The sequence below is a fragment of the Rathayibacter sp. SW19 genome (genome assembly GCF_030866825.1).
Classification (GTDB): domain Bacteria; phylum Actinomycetota; class Actinomycetes; order Actinomycetales; family Microbacteriaceae; genus Rathayibacter_A; species Rathayibacter_A soli.
Window position 1 is genome coordinate 1,422,259 of sequence record NZ_CP133020.1, and the last position, 26,386, is coordinate 1,448,644.

A 26,386-nucleotide genomic window follows, 5' to 3' on the forward strand; every position below is an offset into this window, starting at 1 on the left:
GATACGCCGTTCGCGGAATGCGCGGATGATTGCGCAGATTCCCGCCCATGAAAGTTGCGACACTGCAATAATCGACTCATGACGATGACGGCGGACGTTGCGGGCACCAACGCCCAGACAGGGCCCGGGCTGCGCGAACGCAAACGGATTGCGACACGGCGTGCGATTCAGCGCGCTGCGCTCACGCTGTCGAAAGAGCACGGCTTCGACCGGGTGACCGTCGACGACATCAGCGAGCAGGCACTCGTGTCACCGCGCACGTTCTTCAATTACTTCCCATCGAAGGAAGCCGCTGTGATCGGCGACATGCCGATGCTGCCTGACACTGCGGCTGTCGACGTGTTCGTGACGGACGGTACTGATCAGACGATCCTCGACGGCATCCGGGACCTGCTCATTGACGGTGTCGAGAACAGTCTCGGGGCGGAGGAGCGCGACATCCACAAGCTGCGCCGCGCACTGCTGAAGGACAACCCGCAGCTGTTCACCCTGCGCATGGCCGGAATGAAGCAGCTCGAGGCCGATCTGACGGCGATCGTGCGCCGCCGACTGGAACACGACGACGCTGCGCTGAGCGCAGGCGAACGGCTTGACGAGGAGAAGCTGGAATCTCAAGCGCGGCTGATCACGCTGGTCGCATTCGCGGGCATCCGTCACGCGTGGTGGTGCTGGGCGGATGCCGGCGGCACGGATGCGCTCGTCTCGCGGCTGCGCGACTCGTTCAGCGAGCTGCAGGCGCTGAGCCTTCGGAACAAATCGCACTGACGAGGTTTCGCCACCGCCGGTCGAGTAGCGAGCGCCTTCACCCTCGTCGGTCGAGTAGCGAGCGCCAGCGAGCGTATCGAGACCGAGATGCTCGGCATTCCTCGCCGGTCGCGTAGCGAGCGCCTTCACCCTCGTTGGTCGAGTAGCGAGCGCCAGCGAGCGTATCGAGACCCTCCCAGTGCGGCTAACGGGCCTCCTAGAGAAGTGTCCGCATTTCCGCCTACCACCAAGGCGCGAAGCGACCCCCACGCTCGATACGCCTGCTCGCCCTTCGGCTGCGTTCAGGGACCGAAAGCTCGCGGGGTACTCGGCCAGCGCGGGGATGGCCGTAGCGCTTTCGGTCGGCCCGCAAGGCCCCAACCAATTTCCGCGCGGGGCCGGGCCTCATGTAGACTCGTCCGCGGCTGTAAGCCAGGCCGCCTTAGCTCAGTCGGTAGAGCGATTCACTCGTAATGAATAGGTCATCAGTTCGATTCTGATAGGCGGCTCAACAGGAGATCACATGACCAACAGTCTGCGGTGGGGAATCCTCGCCACGGGCGGGATCGCACACACATTCGCGCGCGATCTCACGGCCAACGGATTCCGTCTGCAGGCCGTCGGATCGCGTTCCCCGCAATCTGCCAATGCATTCGCCGCCGAATTCGGCATCCCGACCGCGCACGCGAGCTACGAGGCGCTCGTCGCGGATCCGGATGTCGACATCGTTTACGTGGCCACACCGCATCCGCTTCACGTTGCGAACGCGAGTTTGGCTCTGAATGCGGGCAAGCACGTGCTCGTGGAGAAGCCGCTCACGATCAATGCGCTTCAGGCGCAACAACTCGCCGACCTGGCCGCCGAGAAGCACCTGTTGCTGCTCGAAGCGATGTGGACCCGGTTTCTGCCGCACATCGCGCGCATTGACGAGATCATCGCAGCAGGCACGCTCGGCCGTCTGCTCTCCTTCTCTGCAGAGCACGCGCAGAAGTTGCCGGACGACCCCGCCCACCGCATCAACGCACTCGAGCTCGGCGGCGGCGCCCTGCTCGACCTCGGCGTCTACCCGATCTCGTTCGCAGCGCACCTGTTCGGCGAGCCGGAATCGGTTCGAGCGGATGCGCGCTTCCGCGACACCGGCGCGGACAGTGCGGTCGCAACCGTGTTCCGGTATGCGGGCGGAGGACTCGCCACCACGTTCTCCGCCAGCGACACGCGCGGCGCCAATCGAGCCGTAATCGAGGGTGCTGATGCTCGGATCGAGATCGACGCGGTGTGGTACGCGCCGACCGATTTCCGTGTGATCGCCAACTCGGGTGATGTGCTCGAAACCTATGAATCGGATGTCGTCGGCGGCAAGCAATTCCAGGCGGTGGAGGCCGAGCGACTGATCGCTCAAGGCTTGACCGCCAGCCCACTGATGCGGCCGGATGAGTCGGTGTCGATCATGCGCACGCTCGATGAGATCCGCAGCCAGATCGGGCTGGTCTACCCCGGCGAATAGCCCCGTATGGGGTTCATTTCTCCCAGAATCAGCGGTTACACTGCTCGGATGCACGAAACCGACCCGGTCCCACCGCGCCCTGGCGACGGCGAAACGGGATCGGATGCCGTCAGTCCGGATGCAGTCAGTGCGGATGCCGTGAGTCCGGATGCAGTGAGTGCGGATGCAGTCAACCCGGCCGTGGAAGCTCTCGCGGCCGACGCTCCCACCGAGTTGATTGCAGCGCCTGTCGCATCCGCAACACGTCGAAGGCGGTTGGACCCGGCCCGGCGCGCGACGTTCGGCGGTCTGCTGGCGGCGATTCGCAAGCATCCGCGAGCGTGGATCATTGCAGGCGTGACCGCCGGATGCGTGCTGATCGGCGGCGGAACGGTGGCACTCGGGGCGCTGACCGGCGCAGCGGCAACGCCGGTGGCCGCGGCAGGCCCGAGCTCGTCGGCGACACCGACCGCAACACCCACGCCGACCCGCCCCGTGCCCACGCCGGTGTTGGCTGCGAGCAAGGTGCGCACCTGCTCGGTCGCGTCGCTCGCGCAGGATGCCCGACTCGGCACGCTGGAAGCCCAAGTACTCAACCCGACGACAGGCGAGGTGCTCTTCGACCGTAACGGGTCGACCCCGGCCGCTACGGCGAGCGTCATGAAGATCCTCACTGCTGCGGCCGCGCTCAGCGTGCTCGGCCCGAACTATCAAGTGCCGACCACGGTGGTCAAGGGGTCCGTGCCCGGGCAAGTCGTGCTGGTCGGCGGCGGCGACGTCACGCTCTCGCGTACCGCGACCGGCGATAGCGCGTTCTACACCGGCGCACCGCATCTGGATGCACTCGCCGCGCAGGTGAAGGCGGCGTGGGCGGCGGATCCGTCGAACAATGGCCAGCCGATCACATCCGTTGTTCTGGATGCGTCGCTGTTCGGCGGACCGGTCTGGCAACCGAGTTGGGATGAGCACGAGGAACGCGTCGTTGAAGGCAGCACGTCGTACATCACGGCGCTGCAGGTCGACGGCGACCGCGACGACCCGTACGCGATCGAATCACCACGCAGCACTGACCCAGTCGGCCGCGCCGGGGCCGCCTTCGCCAGCGATCTCGGCGGCAATGTCAATGTCAGCACCGGCACGGCGCCGGCGGGTGCAGCTCAACTCGGCCAGGTGCTCTCGCAACCGGTGACGGCACTGCTCAGCCAGGCCCTGTCGGTGTCGGACAACACGATCATGGAGATGCTGGCGCGGCTGGTGGCCATCAAGACCGGCTCCGGCAACACGTTCGCGGCGGAGAACGCGGGCGTTCTGAAGGGCCTTGCATCGTATGGAATCGACACGACCGGTATCACGGTCGTGGACGGGTCGGGTCTCAGCGGCGACAACCGGGTGCCGCCCTCATACCTGACCCGCCTCATGGTCAAGGTGCTGAACCGCCAAGACGGCCTCGGCGTCGTCTACGACTCGTTGCCGGTGTCAGGCCAATCCGGCACGCTCGGCCCCGGGTATGGCCGTTTCACCGGCGACAGTTCCGTTGCCCGCGGCGCCGTCAACGCCAAGACCGGCTGGATCAACAACGGGTACACGCTCGCCGGCGTTGTGCACGCGCAGGATGGCACCGCCCTGACCTTCGCCGTGTATGCGCTCGGCAACGTGCAGGACAACGCGAAGACCGCGATCGATGCCCTGGTGACGGGGTTCTTCCGCTGCGGCAACAACCTGTCGAACAACTGATCGGGGGGAGGGGCCGTCGGCGGTAGCGGCGGTTGCGGTGTCCGGCAGCCTGTGGTGTCCGGCAGCCTGTGGTGTCGGTCGGGCGCGGTGTCGTGCGGTCGCGGCATCCGTCGGTCGCAGTTCCGTGGCTGTGGCCTGTCTCTGCGCGGAATTCAGGTTGGACTGGGGGTCGGCGAGGCCGGTATCGGCGTGTCGGGCGTTCTAACCTGAATTCCGCGCAACTTCGCCGCGCAGCTTCGCGGGGCGGACACAACCATAAGGCCCGAGCGGCCCGCGCGTAGCATTGAAGGTATGTCTCGAGCGCTTCTGATCGTCGACGTGCAGAATGACTTCACGGAGGGCGGAGCCCTCGCCGTAACCGGCGGCGCGGCGGTCGCGAGCGGTGTGACGGCGCTGTTGACGGGGCATCCGGAGTTGTACGCCACAGTCGTCGCCTCGCGCGACTGGCACAATCCGAACGACGACAATGACGGACATTTTGCGACGGATGCCGCCCCCGACTTCGCGACGACCTGGCCGCCGCACTGCGTCGCAGGAACTGCGGGAGCGCGCTACCACCCAGCGCTCGACGACAAGCGAATCGACGTGCACGTGCGCAAGGGGCAGGGCATCGCAGCTTACTCCGCCTACGAAGGCACGACGGATGACGGCGAGGAATTGCATGCGGTGATCGCTCGGCGCGGCATCACCGACCTGGATGTTGTCGGCATCGCCACCGACTATTGTGTGCGCGCGTCGGCACTGGATGCGATCGCCCACGGCACTCGCGTGCGGGTCTTGACGGATCTGATCGCCGGCGTCGCGAATGACACGAGCGCGGCCGCGTTGGACGAACTGGCGCGGGCCGGTGCCGAACTTACCACGAGCTCGAAGGTCGGATGAACTGCGCCTGGCTCGGCTGAACCAGCCCGATTTCATCCGTTCTCGTGGATGTTGTGCTGAGATTCCTCGGCGTACTAATTGGTCAGATTGCTAACCGGGGGAGGTTGATGACTGCTGGTTCTGCTCACTCTGATCAAGCCTGAGTAGACGAATTGCTCGGTCGACGGAAGCATGCCAATCTGGCGATGATACTCGCTGACCGAGCAAGGAGGCGCGGATGCACGCGACACTATCCCGGACCCCTGAAGCGGCCGTGGCCCCAGCCGTCTCCGGCGACCGCCTCGCGCTGCTCGAGACCCTGTATGAGCGGATGCTTCTTGCCCGCGAACTCGACCTCGAGTCCGTCGCGATGCAGCGGCAGGGCATTATTCCCGGCTACGCGCCGGCGCGCGGTCAGGAAGCTGCGCAGGTCGGCAGTGCCAGCGCCCTGGATCGTGCGCGGGACTTCGCCTTTCCGACCTACCGCGAACTCGGCGTCGCCGTTGCTCTCGGTGCCGACCTCGTCGGCTATCTGGCCTCGCACCAGGGCAGTTGGCACGGAGGCATGTATGACTTTGCCGCCGCCCGGCTTGCACCGATCAACGCCGTTGTGGGCGCGCCCGCGCCGCACGCCATGGGCTGGGCGTTGGGGGAGAAGCTCGCCGGCCGCAGCGGTGCGTCGATCGCGTACTTCGGCGATGGCGCGAGCTCGCAGGGCGACATTCACGAGGCGATGAACTTCGCCGGCGTCTGGAACCTGCCGGTCGTCTTCTTCTGCCAGAACAACGGCTGGGCCATCTCCCTGCCGACCAGCGGGCAGGTCGCGGGCGGTTCCGTCGCGGCGCGCGCCGCCGGCTACGGCATGCCTGGCGTTCGCGTCAATGGCAACGATGTGCTTGCGGTCTACGACGAGGTGACGGACGCGCTGGCTCGCGCCCGCTCCGGCGGCGGCGCCACAGTCGTCGAGGCGATGACCTACCGGATCGGCCCGCATTCCACTTCAGACGACCCCGGCCGCTACCGCTCCCTTGCGGAAGAACACGACTGGCAGAGTCGTGATCCGCTGGTGGCGGCGGAGGCGCGGTTGCGGGCATCCGGTGTGGCTGACGTCGTGTTCGACGAGGTCGCAGCGTGCGTACGCGCAGAAGTCGAACGCGTGCGACAGGGCACGATCGCGTTGAAGAGTCGGCCGACAGCCGAAATGTTCGATTTCGTCTTCGCAGACCCGCCCGCCGTGTTCAAGGCCCAACGAAACGCAGCGATCGCGGAGGCCGACGATGACTACTGATGTCACAAGCGCTGATCTGAAGGACGTCGCTGTCGCAGATGTCACCCCCGCCTCGCCCACGAAGCACACCGTGACGATGCAGCGCGCGATCGTGATGGCGCTCGCCCGGGCACTGGATGAGGATCCGACGACGCTTGTGTTCGGTGAGGATGTCGGCAAACTCGGCGGCGTCTTCCGCGCGACGGACGGCTTGCAGGCACAATTCGGCTCGAACCGGGTTTTCGACACGCCGCTGGCGGAGTCGGCGATCATGGGCATGGCGGTCGGCCTGGCGATGAACGGGTGGCGCCCGGTCGCGGAGATCCAATTCGACGGATTTTCTTACCCGGCGCTCGATCAGATCGTCAACCAGGTCGCCCGCATGCGCAACCGCAGCCGCGGGGCGTTCGACATGCCGATCACGCTGCGTCTCCCGAGCTTCGGCGGCATCAACGCGCCCGAGCATCACGGCGAGAGCATGGAAGCGCTCTACGCTCACGTTCCCGGTCTGAAGGTCGTTGCGCCGTCAACGCCCGCCGAGGCGTATCGGCTGCTGAGGCAGGCCATCGCCGACCCAGACCCGGTGATCTTCATGGAGCCGAAGGCGCGTTACTGGCACAAGGGTGTCGTCGACACGGCGGATGCTGCGCCCGACCTTCCCGTCGGAACCTCGCGCATCGTTCGACCCGGCAAACATGTGACCCTGATCGCTTGGGGTGCGATGGTTGCTCGCTGCCTGCAGGCTGCCGAGCTCGGCGCGGAAGACGGTGTCGAGATCGAGGTGCTCGATCTGCGCTGGCTGAAACCGATCGACGCGGCGGGGCTGGCGGCATCCGTTTCGAGGACCGGGCGTGCGGTCGTCGTTCACGAGGCGCCACTCACCGCTGGGCTCGGCGCCGAAGTGGTCGCACTGCTGATGCGCGACAGTTTTGGCGCACTGAAAGCCCCGGTCGGGCGGGTGGCCGGGTACGATGTGCCATATCCGAGCCAGTCGCTCGAGGAGCGTTACCTGCCAAGCATCGATCGCATCCTCGGCGCTGTGCAAGAAACGTTGGAGTATCGCCGTGGCTAGTGTGACATTCGACCTGCCGGATCTCGGCGAGGGGCTGATCGGTGCGAAGGTGCTCGAGTGGCTGGTGTCGATCGGTGATTTCGTGGAGCGCGGCGAGCCCCTGGTCGAGGTCGAGACGAGCAAATCGTCGATCGAGCTGCCGTCGCCGCAGACGGGTACCGTCATCGAATTGCACGCAGGCGAAGACGACGACCTGCTGGTCGGGGAACCGCTGGTCACCTTCGAGATTCCGGACGAAGAGGCGGGGATCGTCGGAACCATCCCCGAAGAGGCGGCCCCGAAACGTCGGGTGCGGCTCAGCCTGCCGGACGACTGATGCTCTACGTCGTTCGACCGTCCGGCGAGACGATCGCGTTTCGTCGTGACCCGGGCGAGGATCCGGTGCTGCTCGTGCACGGCTTCGGATCGGATTCCGCAGACACCTGGGAAGCCACCGGCTGGCTGCGGGCGCTCGCCGAGGCAGGTCGCGGAGCCGTCACGGTCGACCTGCGCGGACACGGTGCAAGCAGCAAACCGCACGATGTCGCGGCGTATCGCCCGAGCGTGCTGGCGGACGACCTGATCGCGGTGCTCGACGCGGAAGGCCTCGAGCGCGTCGACGTGATGGGCTATTCGATGGGCAGCCAGGTCGCGCGTGCGCTGGCCGCGGGCGCGCCCGAGCGGGTGCGCAGGCTCGTGCTCGGCGGCATCGGCGCGGAGGAGCAATTGCGGTCCTGGGGCGTCGAGACGATTCACCGCGTGCTGATCGAAGGGTTGGACGCCGAGGACGCGACGGCGACCGCGATTCTGCGGGCGGCGGCATCCGGTGTCGGGGCCGACCGCGAGGCGCTTGCCGCGTGCGCACTGGGCATGGCATCAGAAGTGCCTGCGACCGGCCCGCTACCGATGCCGACATTGATCGCGGTCGGCGAGACCGATCCACTGTCAGCCGGGGCGGATGCGTTGGCTCGCGCCCTCGGCGCTGCCTACGTCTCCGTGCCCAAGCGCAACCACGTAACAACGCTGAGCGCGCGGGCGTTCAAGACCGCCGTTCTGGAGTTCCTCGGGTAGGAACGCGGTCGGTGCCCGGGCCATGGTGACAGCTGGCGCGCGAGAGAACTGGGGCCCGCTGTCGACCTTGCGGTGCACGCCGCGTCGATGCTCATGCTGCTCTTGCTTGGGCAATTCATGGACCTAATCGATGTGTTCGTTGTCAACGCGGCGGCCCCTGGTATCGACGAAAAGCTGCGCGCGTCGGCTCCTGCCTGCAAACCAAAGGGCCGGGGTCGCTCGGATGGACGTCGTCGGCCTGGTGCTCGGTGTCCTCGCAGTGTTGCTCGTGATTGCTCCGTCGGTCTTCGGTGCAGCCTCCGGGTGCCGGTCGGGGCCCGGCGGCATCGTCCGCGGATTCGATGTGCTCATTTTCGTTGTTTCAAATCCGCCTTATGTAAGGCGCATTTGAAACAACGAGAAGCGGCATCCATGTCTCGTGGGTGCGGTTCATTCTGCTCGAAGAGCGCGTGCGGTCGAGAGCTCCCGGGTCTCTATACTCGGGCGCGCCCTTCGGCGTTCGGGCCGCATTACAGTGGACCGCCGAACCGCGCAATGTACGACGCGAGTTCGGCGTCGGTGATTTTCGCGAACAGAACCGGTGGAACCGTGAACGGGGTGCCCGCCGGCACCGTGTTGAGTTGGCGCGCTTGCGTCGGCGTGACCCAGGTGCGGATGCCGGCGCGCGCGGGAAGACCCGCACCGGCGGAACTTTCGCGGCCGAGGGCATCCGAATCACGAGTGAAGACGGCGCGCATTGCGGCGGCGGACGCCGGAATGAACGGCTCCGAAACGACGGAGTAGAGGTCGATCAGATTCATCGCGATCCGCATCGTCTGGGCGGCTTCGGCGGCATCCGTCTTGATCTGAAGCCATGGTGCCTTCTGATCGAGGTAGACGTTGCCGGCGCTCCACAGGTTGCGCAGCGCGCCTGCCGCTTTGCGAAACTCGAGCGCATCCAGGTGCGCTTCATACTCCGCGAGAAGGCCAGCGACCTGCTCGCCGAGTGCGTTCTCGGCGTCGCCGGCAGCGGCGCCGGCGGGCACGGTGTCACCAAATCGTTTGGCCGAAAACGTCAGCACCCGGTTGACGAAGTTGCCGAGCGTGTCGGCTAAATCCTTGTTGACGGATGCCGCGAACAGCTCCCAGGTGAACGACGCGTCTGCGGATTCCGGCGCGTTTGCCATCAGAAAATAGCGCCAGTAGTCGGCAGGCAGCAACTCCAGTGCGGTGTCGGCGAAGATGCCGCGCTGTTGGGACGTGGAGAACTTGCCGCCATAAAAGGTGAGCCAGTTGAACGACTTGACGAAGTCGACCTTCTTCCACGGCTCCCGGGTGCCGAGCTGGGTCGCCGGAAACATCACCGTGTGGAAGGGAACGTTGTCCTTTGCCATGAATTCCGTGTAGTGCACGGAGTCGTCAACGTCGTACCACCACGAGCGCCAGTCACGCGCGTCGCCGGGCGCGGCATCCGCCCATTCCTTGGTGGCTCCGATGTACTCGATCGGCGCGTCGAACCAGACGTAGAACACCTTGCCGGCAGCCGCGAGTTCGGGCCAGGTGCCCGCCGGCACAGCCACGCCCCAGTCCAGGTCGCGGGTGATGGCGCGGTCGTGCAGCCCTTCTGCCAGCCATTTGCGTGCGATCGACGATGACAAGATCGGCCAGTCGCGGCTGGCAGAATCAATCCACGCTTCGACCTCGCCGGCCAGTTTCGACTGGAGAAGGAAGAGGTGCGAGGTTTCCCGAACCTCCAGTTCGCGGCTGCTGCTGATCGCCGAGCGCGGCTCGATCAGATCGACCGGGTCGAGCACGCGGGTGCAGTTCTCGCACTGGTCGCCGCGTGCCCGGTCGTAACCGCAGTACGGGCAGGTACCGATGATGTAGCGGTCGGGGAGGAAGCGCCCGTCGACGGGCGAGTAGACCTGGCGGATCACCCGCTCCTGAATGAATCCGTTCTCGAACAGTCGGCGGGCGAAGTGCTGCGTGATCTCGGCGTTCTGCGCGGATGAGCTGCGCCCGAAGTAGTCGAACGAGAGCCCGAACCCGGTGTAGACGGCCTTCTGCGCCTCATGCATCTGGGCGCAGAAGACATCGACCGGCAGCCCGGCTTCGGCCGCGGCGAGCTCTGCCGGCGTGCCGTGTTCATCGGTTGCGCAGATGTAGAGCACCTCGTGACCGCGCTGACGCAGATAGCGAGCGTAGACATCTGCTGGCAGCATCGACCCCACCAGGTTGCCGAGGTGCTTGATGCCGTTGATGTACGGGAGGGCCGATGTGATGAGCTGACGTGCCATATGCGGCATCCGATTCTGTCTGCGGTGGGAAATCGAGCGAGGTCGTCGTCGCCGGCAGCCCCTCGTATGGTATCCATTCCGTCCACCGCGACGCCCGCGCGTTACGGATGCGGCACGCAGCCCTTGCGAACTTTCGATAGATTCCTTACGATTGCGTAAGGAGGATACGATGTCAATCGCGAAGATGACGAGCAAGGGTCAGATCACGGTGCCGCGCAACGTGCGCTCTGAGTTGAAGTTGGTGCCGGGGTCTCGTCTGCAGTTCATCTCGGACGGTGCCGGCGGATTCGTCGTTACGCGCAAGCGTCGAAGCGTGACCGAGCTGAAGGGCATCCTGAAGTATGACGGCGCACCCAAATCGCTCGAGGATATGGAAGCCGGAATCGCCAGGGGCGCAGCACAGCCGGACGGCCAATGATCGGGCTCGATACGAACGTTCTCGTACGCTACATCACTCAGGATGACCCGTTGCAGGCCGCGGCAGCAACGCGCGTGATCGAAGCTCTGACAGTTGAAGAGCCAGGGTATTTGACTGGCGTTGTGCTCGTGGAGTCATACTGGGTGCTTCGGACGACGTACGGATTCTCTCGGGAAGACGTCGTCAGCGCGCTCGGCGCGGTTGTCGCCACCGACGAGTTCGTCGTCGAAAACGAGACCATCGTGCGCAATGCCCTCATTTTGGCAGGATCAACTGGAGCTGACTTTGCGGATGCCGTGATCGTCGCCTCCTGCAGGCACGCCGGCTGCGCCGATGTCGTGACCTTCGACAAGAACGCGGCGAAATCCCTCGGCGTTCGACTGCTCTCGTGACCACGCGACAGTGACCGTGCGCGGTGTGGCTACACCTGGTCGCCGAGCTTGAACCCCTGTGCAGTGTCGCCGGAGCGGGTGTAGGAGAAGCCGTCGGCGCCGACTGTGACCTCTGACTCACGGGCGTGCGTGCGCTCGACGACCGGCTGCGGTTGCCCGTCCAAGTTGAGCACCGTCGACGCTTCCGCGTACCAGCTGGGCACAACGGGGTTGCCCCAGAAGTCGCGGCGCTGGTTGTCGTGCACATCCCAGCGGATGACCGGGTTGTCCGGGTCGCCGGTGTAGTAGTCATGCGTGTAGATCTCGATGCGGTGACCGTCTGGATCGCGCAGGTAAAGGTAGAACGCGTTCGAGACTCCGTGGCGGCCAGGGCCGCGCTCGATCATGTCCGAGCGGCGGATGGCGCCGAGATGATCGCAGATATGCAAGATCTGGGTGCGCTCGTGCGTCGCGAAGGCGACGTGGTGCAGGCGCGGGCCGTCGCCGCCGGTCAACGCGACGTCGTGCACGGTCGCCTTGCGGTACATCCAGGCGGCGTAGACGGTGCCGGCGGAGTCTTCGATATCCTCAGAGACCTTGAAGCCGACGCCCTCGTAGTAGCGCTGGGCGAATGGCACGTCGGGTGTGGTCACGTTGAAGTGGTCGAGCCGGGCGATGGCACCGGCGCCCTGCAGGTCGTAGCGCTGGGTGAAGCGTTCAACGTGCTCGGCGTCGTAGAAGAACTCGATCGGAAAGCCGAGCGGGTCCTCGATGCGAACCGCCTCACCGATGCCGCGGGTCGCGCCGGCCGGCCGGCGCTCGACCCGCACGCCGAGCTTGCGGTAGTAGGCCTCCGCGGCATCGACTTCCGCTGCCGAGTGCACCCGGTAAGCAAGCACAGACAGCGCCGGAACCGGTCCGACACGCAGGATCAGCGAGTGGTGCAAGTACTCCTCGAACGCGCGCAGGTAGATGGCGTTCTCGTCCTCGTAGGTGACGACCAGTCCGAGCACATCGACGTAAAACGCGCGCGACGCGGCCAGGTCGCTCACGATGAATTCCGCATAGGCGCAACGGATGACATCCGGTGGCGGAGCGGACGGGGAGGGAAGGCTGGGTGTGGCAAGTGGGTTCGTCATTGAGGTGTCCTTAATGTTGTGATGATCGAGTAACTACCGGTCCGGTGATCGAGTAGCGAGGAACGAGCGTATCGAGATCTGCTCACTCGGTCTCGATACGCGGCCTCGTACCTCGCTCGCTACTCGACCAGCGGTGGGACTCGCTACTCGACCAGCGGCGGGACTCGCTACTCGACAAGAGGCGTTGCGCCGAAGCGCGCCGTGTGCACGTCGCCGAGGGTGATGTGCACGGATTGCTGGTCGGTGTAGAAGTCGATCGAGCGGTAGCCTCCCTCGTGGCCGAGACCGGATGCCTTCACCCCGCCGAACGGGGTGCGCAAGTCCCGCACATTGTGCGAATTGAGCCATACCATGCCCGCTTCGACCGACTGGGCAAAGGTGTGGGCGCGCTTGAGGTCGCTGGTCCAGATGTAGGCGGCGAGGCCGTAGCGCACCCCGTTTGCAAGCGAGAGCGCTTCGGCATCCGTGTCAAACGGGGAGATGGTGACGACGGGGCCGAAGATCTCCTCCTGAAATATGCGGGCATCCGGTGCGACATCCGCGAACACGGTGGGTGCGACGTAGCTGCCGTTCTCGTGTCCGGCCGGCAGCGAGGCTGGTCGCCCACCGCCGGCGAGCAGCCGCCCCTCGCCCTTGCCGATTTCGACGTAGCTCATCACCTTTGCGTAGTGCTCCGGATGCACAAGCGTGCCGACCTCGGTCGCCGGATCGTGCGGGTCGCCGACCACGATGTTGGCAGCCCTCGCGGCATATCGTGAGCAGAACTCGTCGTAGATCGAGTGCTCGACCAGGATGCGGCTGCCCGCAGTGCAGCGCTCGCCGTTCAGCGAGAACACGCCGAACAGGGTCGAGTCGATGGCGGCATCCAGGTCGGCATCCGCGAAGACGACGGCAGGCGACTTGCCGCCCAGCTCCATCGACAGCCCCTTCAAGAACGGTGCAGCGTTGCCGAAGATCAGCTGGCCGGTCGTGCTTTCTCCGGTGAACGAGATCAGCGGCACATCCGGATGCTTGACCAGCGCATCGCCCGCCTCCTCGCCGAGCCCGTTGACCAGATTGAACACACCGTCGGGCAACCCCGCGTCGCGGAAGATCTCCGCCCACAGGCTGGCCGACAGCGGCGTGAACTCGGCCGGCTTCAGCACAACCGTGCAGCCGGAGGCCAGCGCAGGGGCGAGCTTCCAGCTCTCCAGCATGAACGGCGTGTTCCACGGTGTGATCAGGCCCGCAACACCGATCGGCTTGCGGTTGACGTAGTTGAGCTGGCGGCCGGGCACCTTGAACGCATCGTCAGCCTGGGCGACGATCAGGTCGGCGAAGAAGCGGAAGTTTTCCGCCGCGCGCTGCGCCTGCCCGAGCGCCTGGGTGATCGGCAGGCCGGTGTCGAAGGTCTCGAGTTCCGCGAGTTTCGCGTCTTCGGATTCGACAGCATCCGCAATTCTGTTGAGCACGCGCGAGCGAGCGCGGGGCAGCATCCGCGGCCAGGGGCCGTCGCGGAAGGCGCGGGTCGCTGCGGCGACGGCGAGGTCGATGTCCTCTTTCTGGCCGGCCGCGGCCTTTGTGTAGGGCTCGCCGGTCACCGGGTCGAGCACGTCGAAGGTCTTGCCGGAGACGCTGTCGACGAATTTTCCGTCGATGAAGTGCTGAATTCGGCTGGGCAGATTGTCGGGGATGAAGTGGCTCATCGGTGTCGATCTCCTTGAACGGCGGTGGCTTGAACGGGGGCTGTGTGATTGTCGGCTGTGTGAATGTCGGCTGTGTGAACGGCAGTTGACGGATGCTTGTGCTCGGTTTGGTAGGTCAGGAACGCGTCGAGCGTTGCCGTGCGATGCGCGCGGGCGGCCAGTTCGATCGTGAGGGGCTCCGCACCGCTTTCGATCAGGCGCAGCAGGTCTTCGTGTTCGACGACGGATTGACGGGCGCGACCCGGAACGAAGCCGAAGGTCGAATCCCGCAGCACGCGCAGCCGGTTCCAGCCGCGGTGCACGAGGTCGAGGATGTGCGGGTTCGTACACTCTTCGAAGAGCACGGCGTGAAACTCGAGGTTGAGCTCGGTGAATCGGTGCGGCCGAAAGTCGTCGAGGCAGGCGATCATCTCATCGTTGATCGTTCGTGCCCGCGCGATGTGATCGGCGGTGACGAACGGTGCCGCGAGTCTCGTCGCCGCACCCTCCACAAGGGCGAGCGTCTCCATCGTGTAGACATATTCGGATTCGTGCACCATCGCGACCTGCGCGCCGACGTTGCGTTCGTAGGTGACGAGGCCCTCTGCCTCGAGCCGTCGAATGGCCTCGCGCACAGGCACGACGCTCATTCCGAGGTCACCGGCGAGCTGGGCGAGCACGAGCCGATAACCGGGGGAGTAGTTGCCGCCATTGATCCGGTCCCGAATCCAGTCGTACGCGAGTTGCGACTTGCTCGGGGCGCTCGCCGTGTCGGCTACTATTGACGCGGCCGACGGTGGGGCTACGGCTGTTGAAGCAACCTGTGTTGAAAGTGCTGGCGTTGTCGTTACTGCTGCTGAAGCCACTGCGCGTACCGAGCCTTCCATTCTGCGTTCATGGGGAACAGGCCGTCCACGGCAGCACCGGCCGCCACCTGCTCGGCAACCCAGGCGTCTTCGCGCTCCTTGGCGTGCGCTTCGTCGATGACCTCGGCGGCGATTGCGGCCGGGATGACGATGACGCCATCGCCGTCACCGACGATGAGGTCGCCTGGCTGCACCGCGGCGCCGCCGCAGTCGATCGTGAGGTCGGTCTCCCACGGCACGTGTTTGCGGCCGAGCACCGACGGATGCGGTCCCTTCGAGAACGTAGGAATCTCCAGTTCTGCGACCACGTCGTAATCGCGCACGCCACCGTCCGTGACGATTCCGGCGGCTCCGCGCACCTGAGCGCGAAGGGCGAGCACGTCGCCGACCGTGCCGGTGCCGAGCTCGCCGCGTGCCTCGATCACGAGCACTTCGCCGGGGTTCACCGCGTCGAAAGCCCGTTTCTGCGCGTTGTAACCGGCGCCGTGGCTCGCGAACAGGTCGGGGCGGAAGGGGATGAACCGCAGTGTGCGAGCCAACCCCGCCAGATGCGCGCCCGGCTTGTTGCTGTGCACACCCTCGATGAAAATGTCATGGTAGCCGCGCTTGCGCAGCGACGCGCTGAGTGTGGCAACGGCGGTCTCCGCGAGCTTCGCGCGCCATTCGTCTGTCAGTACGAAGACCGGCTGTTCGGTGGTCGAGTAGCGAGCGCCCCCGTCGGTGGTCGAGTAGCGAGCGCCAGCGAGCGTATCGAGACCCGTATCGACACCCGCGTCCTCACGCTTTTCGGTGGTCGAGTAGTGAGCGCCAGCGAGCGTATCGAGACCCGCGTGCGCAACCCCCGCGGCGGCAACCCCCCACGCCTCCGCCCGCTGCGTCTCATCCACGCTCGGCTGCGCGCCGAAGTCGCCGAACGGCACGGTTCCCTGAGCGATGGTGGTGCGCAGTCGTCCGGACGTCGGTGCGCCCGGCGCGGTGGGTGCATCCACCTCGACTTCGACGACATCGCCCGGCTGCACCACCGAGGAGCCGGCCGGTGTGCCGGTCAAGATCACATCCCCTGGCTCCAGCGTGAGCAGCTGTGACAGGTCGGCCACCAGCCTGGCGAACGGGAACAGCAGTCCGCTTGAGCTGTCATCCTGCACGAGCTCGCCGTTCACCCAGGTGCGCACGCGCAGTGCGGCCGGGTCGATGCCCTCGGCCGGGATCACGACCGGCCCGAGCGGAGTGAACCCGTCGCCGCCCTTCGAGCGCAGGTTTGAACCCTTGTCCGCAACGCGAAAATCGTATACGCCGAAATCGTTCGCCGCCGTGACGCCTGAGACGGCGGCCCAACCCTCGCCGGGGCTGACTCGGCGGGTCGTGCGGCCGATGATCAGTGCGATCTCGCCCTCGAAGGCGAGCAATTCCGTGCCGGCTGGGCGTTCGAGTGTTCCGCCCGATGCGGCCACGGATGTTGCGGGCTTGAGAAAGTAGGACGGCTGCGCCGGCGTGCGCCCACGCTGCTCGGCGCGCGAACGGTAGTTCAGGTGCACCGCTATGATCTTGCCCGGCCGTCTTTCGTTCCCTGAGCTTGTCGAAGGGGCGGCACCGGTTGTTGCGGATTCGCTCATGACGTCATCGTCTCCGTTTCAGGTAGTATCACAAATCATATACGATCGAATGGGATTCGTAAATAGCTGCTATCGCTGGTTGATACGCTGCACCACTCGACCGACACCGCTGGTCGAGTAGCCCGCGAGCGAAGCGAGCTGGCGTATCGAGACCCGTACTTCGCGCTGCACCATCCGCGTCTCGTACGGGTCTCGATACGCGTATTCGCTGCGCTCATGCGCTACTCGACCGCCGGGGGTGCTGGCGCACGCTACTCGACCGGCACCGCTGGTCGAGTAGCCCGCGAGCGAAGCGAGCTGGCGTATCGAGACCCGTACTTCGCGCTGCACCATCTGCGTCTCGATGCGGGTCTCGATACGCGTATTCGCTGCGCTCATGCGCTACTCGACCACCGGGGGTGCTGGCGCTCGCTACTCATCCGCGGTCGGGCCGCTTGCGGCATCCGGTTCGCTGTCGGCAGGCAGGTAAGCAGCCGCGAGGGCTTCGGCACCGCGCGCCAGCAGCGTTACATCCGATCCGACGAAGACGAAGTCGGCCCCGGCGGCCAGATAGTGGTTGGCCATCGCCGGTGCGAATGCGTTGACGCCGACGTGTGTGCCCAGCCGTTTCGCAACGGTGATGGTGTGCTCGACGGAGGAGACGACATTCGGATGGTCCTGCTGGCCGAGGTGCCCCATCGACGCGGCGAGGTCGGCCGGCCCGAGGAAGATGCCGTCGATGCCTTCGAGGGCGGCGATCTCCTCGGCGTTGCTGACCGCCTCCGCGGTCTCGATCTGCACGAACAACGACACCAGTTCGTGTGCGCGTGCCAGATAGTCGTCGACGCGGCTCCACCGCGATGAGCGGGCAAGGGCGCTGCCGACGCCGCGCACGCCGAGCGGAGGGTAGCGCATCGCGCGCACCATGGCGCGGGCCTCGTCAGCCGAATTGACCATAGGCGCGAGCAGATTCTGCGCGCCGGCGTCGAGCAGTTGCTTGACGAGCACGGTGTCGGCAGACGGCAGCCGCACGAGCGGAGTGATCGGGTACGCGGCGACAGCTTGAAGCTGCGCCAGGACCGACTCGAGTGTGTTCGGCCCGTGCTCGCCGTCGATGAGCAACGCATCCAGGCCGCTTCCTGCGCAGATTTCGGCGACGAGCGGACTCGTCGAGCACACCCAGATGCCGATCTGCGGGCGCGTCGACGCCGCGAGTCGATCGGCGAACGTCGGCGGCAGTTCTACTCGAAACGACATGTGATAGCTCCCAGGTCCCCATAGTCGGCGTGCACAGTGTCGCTCTTCGACACCCACATCGGCCGGGTGAACGATCCGGCCAGAATGATCTCGCCGGCCTCGAGCACGGTGCCGTGCTGGGCGAGCTTGTTGGCCAGCCAGAACACCCCAGCGGCCGGATGCCCGAGCACCGCGGCTGCAACCCCGGACTCTTCGATCGTCTCATTGCGATACAGCAGTGCAGACACCCAGCGCAGATCGACCTTGTCGACCTTCACTGGGCTCCCGCCGACGACCATCGCGCCGAGGGCCGCGTTGTCTGAGATGGTGTCGACAATCGTGCGGCCGGCCAGCTCGACGCGGGAACTCAGGACCTCCAGCGCCGGAACGACGTAGGCGGTGGCATCCAGCACGTCGAAAAGGGTGCAGTTCGGGCCGGCGAGCGGCTTGCCGAGCACGAACGCGAGTTCGACCTCGATGCGCACATTGGAGAATGCGTCGAACGGGATGACGGACCCGGTTTGGTAGACCGCGTCATCGAAGATCACCCCGTAGTCCGGCTCGGTAATGCCCGTGGCCACCTGCATCACCTTGGAGGTCAGCCCGATCTTGTGGCCGGCGATGCGGCGGCCGGCGGCCAAACCGCGTTCCTTCCAGACGTTCTGCACGGCATAGGCGTCGTCCACCGTCATTTCCGGATGCCGCGCCGTGATGAGCGGCACAGTCGCGTGGTCTCGCTCAGCGGCGGCGAGTTCGTCGGCGATCGCTTCAATGATCGAATGGTGCAGCACGTGTTCTCCAACCTCGTTGTCGGCGGTCTCGTAGACGCCAGCACCGGCGTTGCCGCCGCCGTTGTTGTCGTCATTGTCGTCTGTGTTCGGCCCTGCCAAGCTGACAACTTGATCGTATACGATCACTCGCTCGCTTGGTCAGGCGTCCTGAGCTACAGCTGCGCTGGCGAGCGATCCTCAGCCGTTGATCACCTGCGGCACGCCGAGTGCCTTGAGCCCGTCGACGCCGAACTCGAGGCCGTAACCGGATTGCTTCGCACCGCCGAACGGGATCATCGGGTGCACGCCACCATGCGAGTTGATCCAGACCGTGCCCGCCTGGATGCGTGCAGCCACCTCGCGCGCCTTCGCCGCGTCAGCCGACCACACCGACGCGCCGAGCCCGACATCGACCCCGTTCGCCATCGCGATGGCATCTTCCACATCGGTGTACCGAATAATCGGCAGCGCGGGGCCGAACTGCTCTTTCGCGACGAGCGGGTTGTCGTTGTCGATGTCCGCGACCAAGGTGGTCGGGTAGAAATAGCCTGGCTGGTCGGCTTGCGGGTTGCCGCCGAGCAGAACACGAGCGCCGGATGCCTTCGCCGCCTCGACCAGGCCGCTTACGATATCGAATTGCGCCTTGTTCTGCAGCGGGCCGAGCACATTGTTCTCGTCCAGGCCGACGCCCATCGGCACGGCAGCAGCGAAGGTCGTCAGCGCGTCGCACACGGCATCGTAAATGTCGTCGTGAACGTAGAGGCGCTTCAGCGCCGCACAGGTCTGCCCGGTATTGATGAAGGCGCCCCAGAACAGGCCCTCCGCGATTGCCGCGGGGTCGGCATCCGCAAGCACGATGCCGGCGTCGTTTCCGCCGAGTTCGAGCGTGAGGCGTTTGATGCTGTCCGCCGAGCTGCGGATGATCGCCTTGCCCGTGGCCGTCGACCCGGTGAACATGACCTTGCCGATCTGCGGATGCGACGACAGCCGCGCGCCGACCTCGCGGTCGCCTGCGACCACTGTGAGCACGCCCTCTGGCAGCTCCTGATTCATGACGGCGGCCAGCGCGAGCACGCTGAGCGGCGTGTATTCGGAGGGCTTGACGACGATCGTGTTGCCCATGCGCAGCGCCGGGGCGATCTGCCAGACGCTGATCATCATGGGCCAGTTCCACGGGCCGATCGCGCCGACGACGCCGATCGGCCGATAGTGCAGCTCCGCGTGTGTCTCGCCATCGTCGATGACCACCTCGGCGTCGAGAGGTGTGGCGGCGGTTGCACGCAGCCAGGCGGAGCATGCGCCGACCTCGAAGCGCGCGTTGGGTCCGTTGAGGGGCTTGCCTTGCTCACGAGAGAGTAGCTGGGCGAGCGCTTCCGCAGAACGGTCGATCGCGTCGGCGGCGCGCAGCATGAACTCGATTCGCCGCTCGTGGCCTAGCGCGGCCCAGCCCGGCTGGGCCGTTGCGGCCGCCTCGACCGCGCGATCGACGTCATCCGCGGTGTGCACAGGGACGATGCCGACCACCTCGCCCGTCGCAGGGTCGTGAATCTCGCGGGTCACGCCCGACGTCGGTGTGATTGCGGCGAGCAGGCCGTCGTGGGTGTCCAAGGTGTCCATGGTGTCCTCCACTGTGAGCGCGGCGCGGTCAGTCCGGTGTCGTCGGTCCGGCAGCTGAGTCCGGCCAATGAGTCCGGTACATCTTCCACGATAGGTGCGACAGTGTGGGGCGTCTTGCCGTGCCCGGCACAGGTATTGACGATGCGCGAAGGTTGCTTACCCAGTGAGCCAAACACGTTGCGTCTCGCGGTGGTTATTGAAGACCAGGCGCTGTTCCCCGACAGATATCCCAACATGCTCGTCGTTCCGTTGACCCGCAACGAGGGTCTGGCACATCGGTCCTTCGCTGAACAGATCGAGCCGACGGTCGAAAACGGGGCCGAGACGACATGCTGGGCCTTGGCCCACCACATCACCAGTGTGTCTCTACGACGCGTTACCCCGACCGACTCGCGCATTACTCCCACCCAGTTGGCAAACATCCGAAAACGAGTCACCCTTGCGATAGGGGTCTGAGGTCCTGGCGCGAGTCTGCCGGCGAGAAGACCAGGCCCAAGCGCTTGCCGCCTTGCTCGTGGCTCCGCCACCCGCCGCCACGCCAGAACTGTCGACGGAGGCGTCCAGACTGTCCAGTGCGACGCGACGGATCACAGCCCCGCGCGCGGCAGTGCGGGCGGCTCGGCGCCCCACAAATTCAGGACACTGAGTGGATCAGAACTGCTCCGGCAACCGCTCCGGCAGCTCGAACGCGGCGAACAACTCAGAACCCTGGAAGGCGTCGATGCGTGCCACGCCGCCGGGCGCGAGCGTGAGCACCTGGAGGTTGAGCAGCTCGAACGCGGGGGCGCCGAGTTTGCGATACATCGCGAACGCGGGGCATCCGTTGGCCGTCGTGGGCACCAAGTGGTAGCGTCCCCCGTGGGCGAAGCTCCTGGCCAGAAACGCGGAGGCTTGATCGCGTCCGGCGAACCAGGCCGGTTGTGGCGGCATCTGCAGCAGCACGTCCTCACGCAGCAGCCGAGTGAGTGCGTCGATATCGTGTGTCTCGAACGCCGTGACGTAGCGATCGAGAAAGTTGCGTTTCTCTGCCTCGGTCAGCTCGCCAGAACTGTCTTCGGCCGGAGCGACGTGGTCGAGCTTGTCGTGAGCGCGCTGAAGTGCACTGTTGATTGCCGCGGGCGTGGTTCCCAGCAGGGTGGCGGAGTCGGCTGCCGAGAATGCAAGTACGTCGCGAAGGATCAACACCGCTCGCTGCAGCGGTGCGAGATGTTGCAGCGCGGCGATGAAGGCGAGCCGGATGCTCTCCTGAGCCTCAACCACCGCTGCCGGGTCTGCGGGATGGCCGGCACTGCCAGGGAAAGGCTCGAGCCACGGCACCTCGCGGTTCGGCTTCATGCCGACAAGATTGGCGACGATACTTGGCTCGGAGAGGTCTACCGGAAGCACTCGGTGCCGCGCATTGCTGAGCGTGTTGAGGCACTGGTTCGTGGCGATGCCATACAGCCAGGTACGAACGGAGCCGCGCTCCAGGTCGTAGGTGTGCGCGGAACGCCACGCCCGGATCATGGTCTCCTGTACCAAATCCTGCGCGTCATGCAACGAGCCGGTCATCCGATAGCAGTAGGCGAGCAGTTCACGCCGATATGGCTCCGCCGTCTCTACCATCTCCGCGGCGAGTGACGACATCCCTACATGATGACACAAAGATTCTTGTCAACGACCGATGAATCCGGGAGCGATCGGCGGTATGTATTCGTGACCACTCAAGGACACGAACGAAGGAACGATCGTCATGAATGCACGTCAACGCTGGACATTAGCAGTCGCATCCCTCGCCTCACTGATGGTGAGCCTGGACGCACTGGTCGTGGCAACGGCCCTGAACACGATCCGGATGCGTTTGGGCGCGAGCATCGAGGATCTGGAGTGGGTGGTGAACGCCTACACGCTCGCCTTCGCGGTGCTGATGTTGACGGCGGCCGCAATCGGCGAGCGATTCGGCCGTCGACGGGTCTTCACCCTCGGCCTTGTCGTGTTCACGGCCGCGTCGGCGGCATGTGCGCTTGCTCCGAATGCAGGCGCACTCATCGCGGCACGCGCAGTTCAGGGCGCGGGCGCCGCTATGGTCATCCCCACGGCGCTCGCGCTCGTGAGCGTCGCCTTCCCGGCCCAGCGGCGAGGCGCAGCCATGGGGATCCTTGCCGGGATCACCGGAATCGCCGTCCTCGGCGGCCCCGTGCTGGGAGGCGCGGTCGTGCAGGGCATTTCGTGGCAGTGGATCTTCTGGCTGAATGTTCCGCTCGGCATTGTGCTTGTGGTGGTGGGCCGAGGACGGCTCGCAGAGAGCACCGGGATAGCTCGCAGCTGGGATGTCGCGGGCCTGGTGACCTCCGGACTCGGGGTGTGCGCGCTGGTCTGGGCCGCGGTGCACGCAACGAGCGCCGGATGGACGTCGCCGACTGTGCTGCTCGGTCTTGGCTGCGGGGCTGCGCTGCTCATCGCCTTCGTCGTGGCGGAACGACGCGTCAAAGCGCCCATGTTGCCGTTGCGACTGTTCGCGCGGCCCGGATTCGGCTCAGCCAACCTCAGCGGATTGCTGATGTCTGCCTCGATCTTCGGGGCTGCATTCTTCCTGGCGCAGTATTTGCAGGCGGGCCTGCACTTGAGCGCGCTGGCTGCAGGCCTCCATCTTCTGCCGTGGACCGCCTCGCTCTTCGTGATCGCGCCCATCGCGGGGGCGCAGCTCAACCGGATCGGTGCACGCACGCTGACCTGGACGGGATTGCTGGCGCAGGCGCTGGGATTCACCTGGATGGCGCTGGCCGCCGGCTCAGGAGCGGGATACGACGCAATGATCGCACCGATGGTGCTCGCCGGAGTCGGAGTGTCGGCGGCGATGCCCGCCGTTCAGAACACGGCCGTCAGCGCGGTCGACCCGGCAGACATCGGCACGGCGTCCGGCGTGTACAGCGCGATGCGGCAGCTAGGCGGCGCCGTGGGGGTCGCCTTGCTCGCAACCGTGTTCACCACGGCAGGAGGAAACTTCAGCGCGCCGCAGACTCTCGCTCCCGCATTCCAGGCGGCCTTGATCGTCGCGGGCTCTCTCTCAGCCGCTGGCGCGCTCGCGGGAGCATACATCGGTAGGGTCCGGGGCAGGTCACGCACAACGGCATCCACGACGACTACAGCAATGGCATTGCCCGAACGGCAACAACGTCAGAATTGACGGCGATGTGCCTTAACGCTCGCCCCATACACCCTCAAGCACTACGAGGCTTGCCTTTCCGCGATCCCGCCCACGGTCGTGTACGCGAGCACGAACTCACCACCGACCTCGTCGATCGCGGCCCCCATACCGGCCAGAAGGGCTTCGAGTTTATCCTTGGGCAGGCGGTTGATGCCGCCAGCGGTCGATGTCTGCGCCAGCCATGCGTCTCGGCTGATGGTCGCCTCCCAGTCGAAGGCGACGCGCTCGATCGGACTGAAAGCGTTCGTGGCGCGGATCCCGGTTTCAGCCCTGTCGATCATCCCGTTGTAAGCACCGCGCTGCGGCGGCGTCGCCCATGGGTTGAACGGCAGCCCGGTATCGAGCGAAGCCAAGGCCTTCCCGAACTGTGCCGCGAGTTCGACCGGCGGGCGCGCCTCGTTCCAGAACAGCACCAACAAGCCGCCGGTCCGGAGCACGTCCGCGGCCCTGGCAGCCCCTGCGAGGGGGTCGACCCAATGCCAGGTCTGCCCAGCGATGAGACCGTCGAACATGCGGCCGGCAGCGTCCCACTCCTCAAACCGGGCTACCTCGACGTCGAAACCCTTGAGGCGGGCGAACTCGGCCATCCGCGGGTCAGCCTCGACACCGAGCACGGTGAATCTGCGATCGCGGAATGGCAGCGACGAAATACCGGTACCAATGCCGACATCAAGGATCGCCCTGCCGGGAATGCGGCGGGCGATCTCGTCGATGAACGCATCCGGGTAGTGCGGCCGGGTCCGATCGTAGCGAGCGGCATCGTCGCCGAAGGACTCGGCCATCTCGCGCCGTTGGTGCGATGCTCCTCCCGAAGTGGGAGGCGGTGAAGGTAGAGTGACCATGCGCCCACTCTAAGTGGGCGATCGCCCAGAACCAGATCACTGCCGTAAACCGCATGACGGCCGAACTCGTCGACCACGCCGGCTCCGGCACCGTTGTCGGAAACCTTTCCGCCGCGCTCTCCGAACTGTTCCGCCCGCTCGGGCTCGCACTCATTCGCCTTATTCTGTCTCGGGACGAACTCCGTGCCCGCCTGCGTCCGGGCACGAGACCAGGCATCCCGTTCCTCGCTGAAGCCGTCACTGGGTTCGGCACTTACCTGACTGCCGAACAACGCGCCGGCCGCATCCTCGCCGGTGCGCAGCCGGACACACTTGCGCAAGCCATAGTCGGGACCGGGCATCTACTCTTCGCCGGCGAACTCGGCGGACTGCCAGACGAATCCGCAGTACGCGAGATTGTCGAGGCGATCACGGTCGGCGCAGAGGCAGCCTAGTAGACCTGACAGCGCGCATGGCATCTCGACGGAGTAACCAAGAATTTGACCACAAGGCACCGCTCGCGTTGACCCACAGACATTGGCTCAGATGCTAGTCTTATATATGAACAAAGGCAATCCTATATAAGGGAGGGCATTATGCCGATCACGAGTGTTGACGTCGATGCAGATATTCTGCGCCAGGCGAAGCAAGCGTACGGGGTGCGCACAAATCGGGAGGCGATCAACCTCGCCCTCCAGGAAACCGTGATGAGACAGCGCCAGCTCGTTGCGATTGAAGAGATCGCAGCGATTGAACTGGATGAGTCGGCAGAAAAGGTCACGTATGAGCGTTAGCGACTCGCGCACTCGTTTACCACAGCGCGAAGGGACCTCTCAGGCCGTTACACGTCCCGGAACATCTGCCCCGAGAAGAGTCCAGCACGACCCGGCAGCCCAACCGGGCTCTGGACACGCCAAGAATGCCGCATTCATTGTTGACAACAGCGTCTGGGCACGCCTTAGCACGACCCCCGTCGTCAAAGCCGCCTTCGAAACCGTTGTTAGTCGTTACAGTCCCAGAGCAATCATGATCTGCGCTCCGGTCGTTGCAGAAGTTGGATTCAGTGCCCGAAATGGCGAAGATCATACGAAGCTCATGAAATCCCTCGGAGCGTTCCCCGACTGCCCTGTTGCACCCACGTCCCTTGAAGTCCTCAACATCCAAAATGCTCTCTGGACAGGCGGGCTGGTGCGTTCCGTCGGCGCGATGGATGCCCTCATCGCGGCATACGCGATGGCCAACGACGCGGCCGTCCTTCATCTCGACAGTGACTTTGACTATGTCGCCGAGGTCGTGCCAACCTTCAAGCACAGGTGGATCGTTCCGCGGGGATCAATTTGACTGACGGGATCAAGCACTGACGACAGCATCAACACGGAAGCCACAGCGGCGCTATTCGGTGCTGCCGACCGACCTCAGAGCAGCCCGGATTCGCTCGGCCTCCGCGGGCATCCGGTTGGCCAGAACGTTCCACAAGATGTCGTAGTCGACTTGCTCGTCGTCGTGCGCGACGATGTTGCGCGTAGCCTTCATGCTGCGCCAGGCGACATCCGGGTGCTCGCCGATGAACTCTGCTGGCAATCGGGCAACGGCTTCGCCGATCTTGTGCATGATGGCCTCGGCTGCAAGCCGCAGCGCCTCGTCGGAGTCGTAATTCGTTCTGCCTCGGGCGACGAGGCGTGCGGCGGTATCGGTGAATCCGATGAGATCTCGAAGTGTGCGAGTGACTCGCATCCGGTCGGATGCGTCCGCACCTCTCACAGCGCGCCGGTCAGAGGGCAACTGCTTCGTCCCGGATCGGGTTCGGACCGGCGCGCAAGCCTCGTTCGGAGACGACGTCGACGCGCAGGCCGGTGAGTTCTTCCAACGAGGCTTTCAGGTCGGCCAAGTCGAACAGATCGGCACCGGGATCAAACCGTACGAGCAAGTCGATGTCGCTGCCGGAAACGTCTTCGTGCCGCGCAATCGAGCCGAACACGCGCACATCCCCTGCCCGATGTTCACGGGCCAAGGCGAGTACCGATTCGCGATTCTCGGCGAGAACTTCCGACGGACGTGGTGCCGCGACAGCACGGAGCCGACTCAGCATGGCAGGAGATGCCGTGCGCGTTCCGCTCTCGTAGGCGGCGATATTCGGCTGCGCAACTCCGGAGCGCTCGGACAATTCGTCCTGCGTGAGGCCTGCGCGTAGGCGGAGGCGCCGCACCTCGTTCATGGC

28 protein-coding genes and 1 tRNA gene are annotated in these 26,386 nt (G+C 65.4%); 16 read left to right on the top strand and 13 right to left on the bottom strand.

Annotated features, from left to right (window positions below; genetic code table 11):
* Window positions 1-78: 78 nt before the first annotated feature.
* The 9 genes from QU604_RS06450 (at window position 79) to QU604_RS06490 (ending at window position 8,211) form a co-directional block, all read left to right on the top strand.
* Window positions 79-765 (top strand): TetR family transcriptional regulator, encoded by a 687-nt coding sequence (locus QU604_RS06450; protein WP_308467984.1) that lies wholly within the window; start codon window positions 79-81, stop codon window positions 763-765.
* Window positions 766-1,180: 415 nt separating this feature from the next.
* A tRNA-Thr gene (locus tag QU604_RS06455) sits at window positions 1,181-1,253 on the top strand.
* Between the two features lie 14 nt (window positions 1,254-1,267).
* Window positions 1,268-2,248, top strand: coding sequence for a Gfo/Idh/MocA family protein (locus QU604_RS06460; protein ID WP_308467985.1), 981 nt, complete (start codon window positions 1,268-1,270; stop codon window positions 2,246-2,248).
* A gap of 48 nt (window positions 2,249-2,296) precedes the next feature.
* Window positions 2,297-3,961: a D-alanyl-D-alanine carboxypeptidase/D-alanyl-D-alanine-endopeptidase gene (locus QU604_RS06465; protein ID WP_308467986.1), complete on the top strand. Its 1,665-nt coding sequence runs from the start codon at window positions 2,297-2,299 to the stop codon at window positions 3,959-3,961.
* Between the two features lie 291 nt (window positions 3,962-4,252).
* Window positions 4,253-4,843: an isochorismatase family protein gene (locus QU604_RS06470; protein WP_308467987.1), complete on the top strand. Its 591-nt coding sequence runs from the start codon at window positions 4,253-4,255 to the stop codon at window positions 4,841-4,843.
* 217 nt (window positions 4,844-5,060) lie between these two features.
* Window positions 5,061-6,110, top strand: coding sequence for a thiamine pyrophosphate-dependent enzyme (locus QU604_RS06475; RefSeq protein ID WP_308467988.1), 1,050 nt, complete (start codon window positions 5,061-5,063; stop codon window positions 6,108-6,110).
* Entirely contained in the window at window positions 6,100-7,161 is a 1,062-nt protein-coding gene (locus QU604_RS06480; RefSeq protein WP_409350001.1) for an alpha-ketoacid dehydrogenase subunit beta, read from the top strand. The genes QU604_RS06475 and QU604_RS06480 overlap by 11 nt, the downstream gene beginning before the upstream one ends.
* A complete protein-coding gene (locus QU604_RS06485; RefSeq protein WP_308467989.1) occupies window positions 7,154-7,477 on the top strand; it encodes a biotin/lipoyl-containing protein in 324 nt (107 codons plus the stop codon). Before QU604_RS06480 ends, QU604_RS06485 begins: the two co-directional genes overlap by 8 nt.
* On the top strand, window positions 7,477-8,211 hold the full coding sequence (locus QU604_RS06490) for an alpha/beta fold hydrolase (RefSeq protein WP_308467990.1): 735 nt from the start codon (window positions 7,477-7,479) through the stop codon (window positions 8,209-8,211). The genes QU604_RS06485 and QU604_RS06490 overlap by 1 nt, the downstream gene beginning before the upstream one ends.
* Window positions 8,212-8,720: 509 nt before the next feature.
* Here the strand turns inward: QU604_RS06490 and metG are convergent.
* Window positions 8,721-10,487, bottom strand: a complete 1,767-nt coding sequence (gene metG, locus QU604_RS06495; protein WP_308467991.1) for a methionine--tRNA ligase — start codon at window positions 10,485-10,487, stop codon at window positions 8,721-8,723.
* A gap of 169 nt (window positions 10,488-10,656) precedes the next feature.
* Here metG and QU604_RS06500 point away from each other — a divergent pair, with 169 nt between their 5' ends.
* Together QU604_RS06500 and QU604_RS06505 are read left to right on the top strand one after the other, a co-directional pair.
* Window positions 10,657-10,905 (top strand): AbrB/MazE/SpoVT family DNA-binding domain-containing protein, encoded by a 249-nt coding sequence (locus QU604_RS06500; RefSeq protein ID WP_308467992.1) that lies wholly within the window; start codon window positions 10,657-10,659, stop codon window positions 10,903-10,905.
* Window positions 10,902-11,297: a type II toxin-antitoxin system VapC family toxin gene (locus QU604_RS06505; RefSeq protein WP_308467993.1), complete on the top strand. Its 396-nt coding sequence runs from the start codon at window positions 10,902-10,904 to the stop codon at window positions 11,295-11,297. Before QU604_RS06500 ends, QU604_RS06505 begins: the two co-directional genes overlap by 4 nt.
* A 29-nt stretch (window positions 11,298-11,326) precedes the next feature.
* Here QU604_RS06505 and hpaD read toward each other — a convergent pair whose 3' ends face one another.
* From hpaD to QU604_RS06545, 8 genes are all read right to left on the bottom strand, one after another.
* Window positions 11,327-12,415 (bottom strand): 3,4-dihydroxyphenylacetate 2,3-dioxygenase, encoded by a 1,089-nt coding sequence (hpaD, locus tag QU604_RS06510; RefSeq protein ID WP_308467994.1) that lies wholly within the window; start codon window positions 12,413-12,415, stop codon window positions 11,327-11,329.
* Window positions 12,416-12,582: 167 nt separating this feature from the next.
* On the bottom strand, window positions 12,583-14,100 hold the full coding sequence (gene hpaE, locus QU604_RS06515; protein WP_308467995.1) for a 5-carboxymethyl-2-hydroxymuconate semialdehyde dehydrogenase: 1,518 nt from the start codon (window positions 14,098-14,100) through the stop codon (window positions 12,583-12,585).
* Complete coding sequence (locus QU604_RS06520; protein WP_308468855.1) at window positions 14,097-14,861, bottom strand: GntR family transcriptional regulator; 765 nt, start codon at window positions 14,859-14,861, stop codon at window positions 14,097-14,099. The genes hpaE and QU604_RS06520 overlap by 4 nt, the downstream gene beginning before the upstream one ends.
* Window positions 14,862-14,926: 65 nt before the next feature.
* Entirely contained in the window at window positions 14,927-16,558 is a 1,632-nt protein-coding gene (locus QU604_RS06525) for a fumarylacetoacetate hydrolase family protein (RefSeq protein ID WP_308467996.1), read from the bottom strand.
* A 69-nt stretch (window positions 16,559-16,627) separates the two neighbouring features.
* On the bottom strand, window positions 16,628-16,936 hold the full coding sequence (locus tag QU604_RS06530) for a hypothetical protein (protein WP_308467997.1): 309 nt from the start codon (window positions 16,934-16,936) through the stop codon (window positions 16,628-16,630).
* Window positions 16,937-16,969: 33 nt separating this feature from the next.
* Complete coding sequence (locus QU604_RS06535; protein WP_308467998.1) at window positions 16,970-17,794, bottom strand: HpcH/HpaI aldolase family protein; 825 nt, start codon at window positions 17,792-17,794, stop codon at window positions 16,970-16,972.
* Window positions 17,779-18,564 (bottom strand): 2-oxo-hept-4-ene-1,7-dioate hydratase, encoded by a 786-nt coding sequence (hpaH, locus tag QU604_RS06540; RefSeq protein ID WP_308468856.1) that lies wholly within the window; start codon window positions 18,562-18,564, stop codon window positions 17,779-17,781. Before hpaH ends, QU604_RS06535 begins: the two co-directional genes overlap by 16 nt.
* A gap of 177 nt (window positions 18,565-18,741) precedes the next feature.
* Window positions 18,742-20,151, bottom strand: a complete 1,410-nt coding sequence (locus QU604_RS06545) for an aldehyde dehydrogenase family protein (protein WP_308468857.1) — start codon at window positions 20,149-20,151, stop codon at window positions 18,742-18,744.
* 150 nt (window positions 20,152-20,301) lie between these two features.
* Here QU604_RS06545 and QU604_RS22185 point away from each other — a divergent pair, with 150 nt between their 5' ends.
* Entirely contained in the window at window positions 20,302-20,616 is a 315-nt protein-coding gene (locus QU604_RS22185) for a type II toxin-antitoxin system PemK/MazF family toxin (RefSeq protein WP_409350023.1), read from the top strand.
* 195 nt (window positions 20,617-20,811) lie between these two features.
* Here QU604_RS22185 and QU604_RS06550 read toward each other — a convergent pair whose 3' ends face one another.
* Window positions 20,812-21,786, bottom strand: coding sequence for an RNA polymerase subunit sigma-70 (locus QU604_RS06550; RefSeq protein ID WP_308467999.1), 975 nt, complete (start codon window positions 21,784-21,786; stop codon window positions 20,812-20,814).
* 106 nt (window positions 21,787-21,892) lie between these two features.
* Here QU604_RS06550 and QU604_RS06555 point away from each other — a divergent pair, with 106 nt between their 5' ends.
* Complete coding sequence (locus tag QU604_RS06555) at window positions 21,893-23,326, top strand: DHA2 family efflux MFS transporter permease subunit (RefSeq protein WP_308468000.1); 1,434 nt, start codon at window positions 21,893-21,895, stop codon at window positions 23,324-23,326.
* 41 nt (window positions 23,327-23,367) lie between these two features.
* On the opposite strand, the gene QU604_RS06560 is transcribed toward QU604_RS06555, so the two are convergent.
* Window positions 23,368-24,129: a class I SAM-dependent methyltransferase gene (locus tag QU604_RS06560; RefSeq protein ID WP_308468001.1), complete on the bottom strand. Its 762-nt coding sequence runs from the start codon at window positions 24,127-24,129 to the stop codon at window positions 23,368-23,370.
* Window positions 24,130-24,242: 113 nt separating this feature from the next.
* On the opposite strand from QU604_RS06560, the gene QU604_RS06565 reads away from it, so the two are divergent.
* The 3 genes from QU604_RS06565 (at window position 24,243) to QU604_RS06575 (ending at window position 25,509) form a co-directional block, all read left to right on the top strand.
* The gene (locus QU604_RS06565; protein WP_308468002.1) at window positions 24,243-24,623 is read left to right on the top strand and encodes a hypothetical protein; all 381 of its coding nucleotides are present in this window, start codon (window positions 24,243-24,245) and stop codon (window positions 24,621-24,623) included.
* Between the two features lie 141 nt (window positions 24,624-24,764).
* Window positions 24,765-24,962: a type II toxin-antitoxin system VapB family antitoxin gene (locus tag QU604_RS06570; protein WP_308468003.1), complete on the top strand. Its 198-nt coding sequence runs from the start codon at window positions 24,765-24,767 to the stop codon at window positions 24,960-24,962.
* Window positions 24,952-25,509, top strand: a complete 558-nt coding sequence (locus tag QU604_RS06575; protein ID WP_308468004.1) for a PIN domain-containing protein — start codon at window positions 24,952-24,954, stop codon at window positions 25,507-25,509. The genes QU604_RS06570 and QU604_RS06575 overlap by 11 nt, the downstream gene beginning before the upstream one ends.
* A 51-nt stretch (window positions 25,510-25,560) precedes the next feature.
* On the opposite strand, the gene QU604_RS06580 is transcribed toward QU604_RS06575, so the two are convergent.
* Both QU604_RS06580 and QU604_RS06585 read right to left on the bottom strand, forming a co-directional pair.
* On the bottom strand, window positions 25,561-25,929 hold the full coding sequence (locus tag QU604_RS06580; RefSeq protein WP_308468005.1) for a HepT-like ribonuclease domain-containing protein: 369 nt from the start codon (window positions 25,927-25,929) through the stop codon (window positions 25,561-25,563).
* Window positions 25,930-25,939: 10 nt separating this feature from the next.
* Window positions 25,940-26,383, bottom strand: coding sequence for a type II toxin-antitoxin system RelB family anti-toxin (locus QU604_RS06585; RefSeq protein WP_308468006.1), 444 nt, complete (start codon window positions 26,381-26,383; stop codon window positions 25,940-25,942).
* Between the last annotated feature and the right edge of the window lie 3 nt (window positions 26,384-26,386).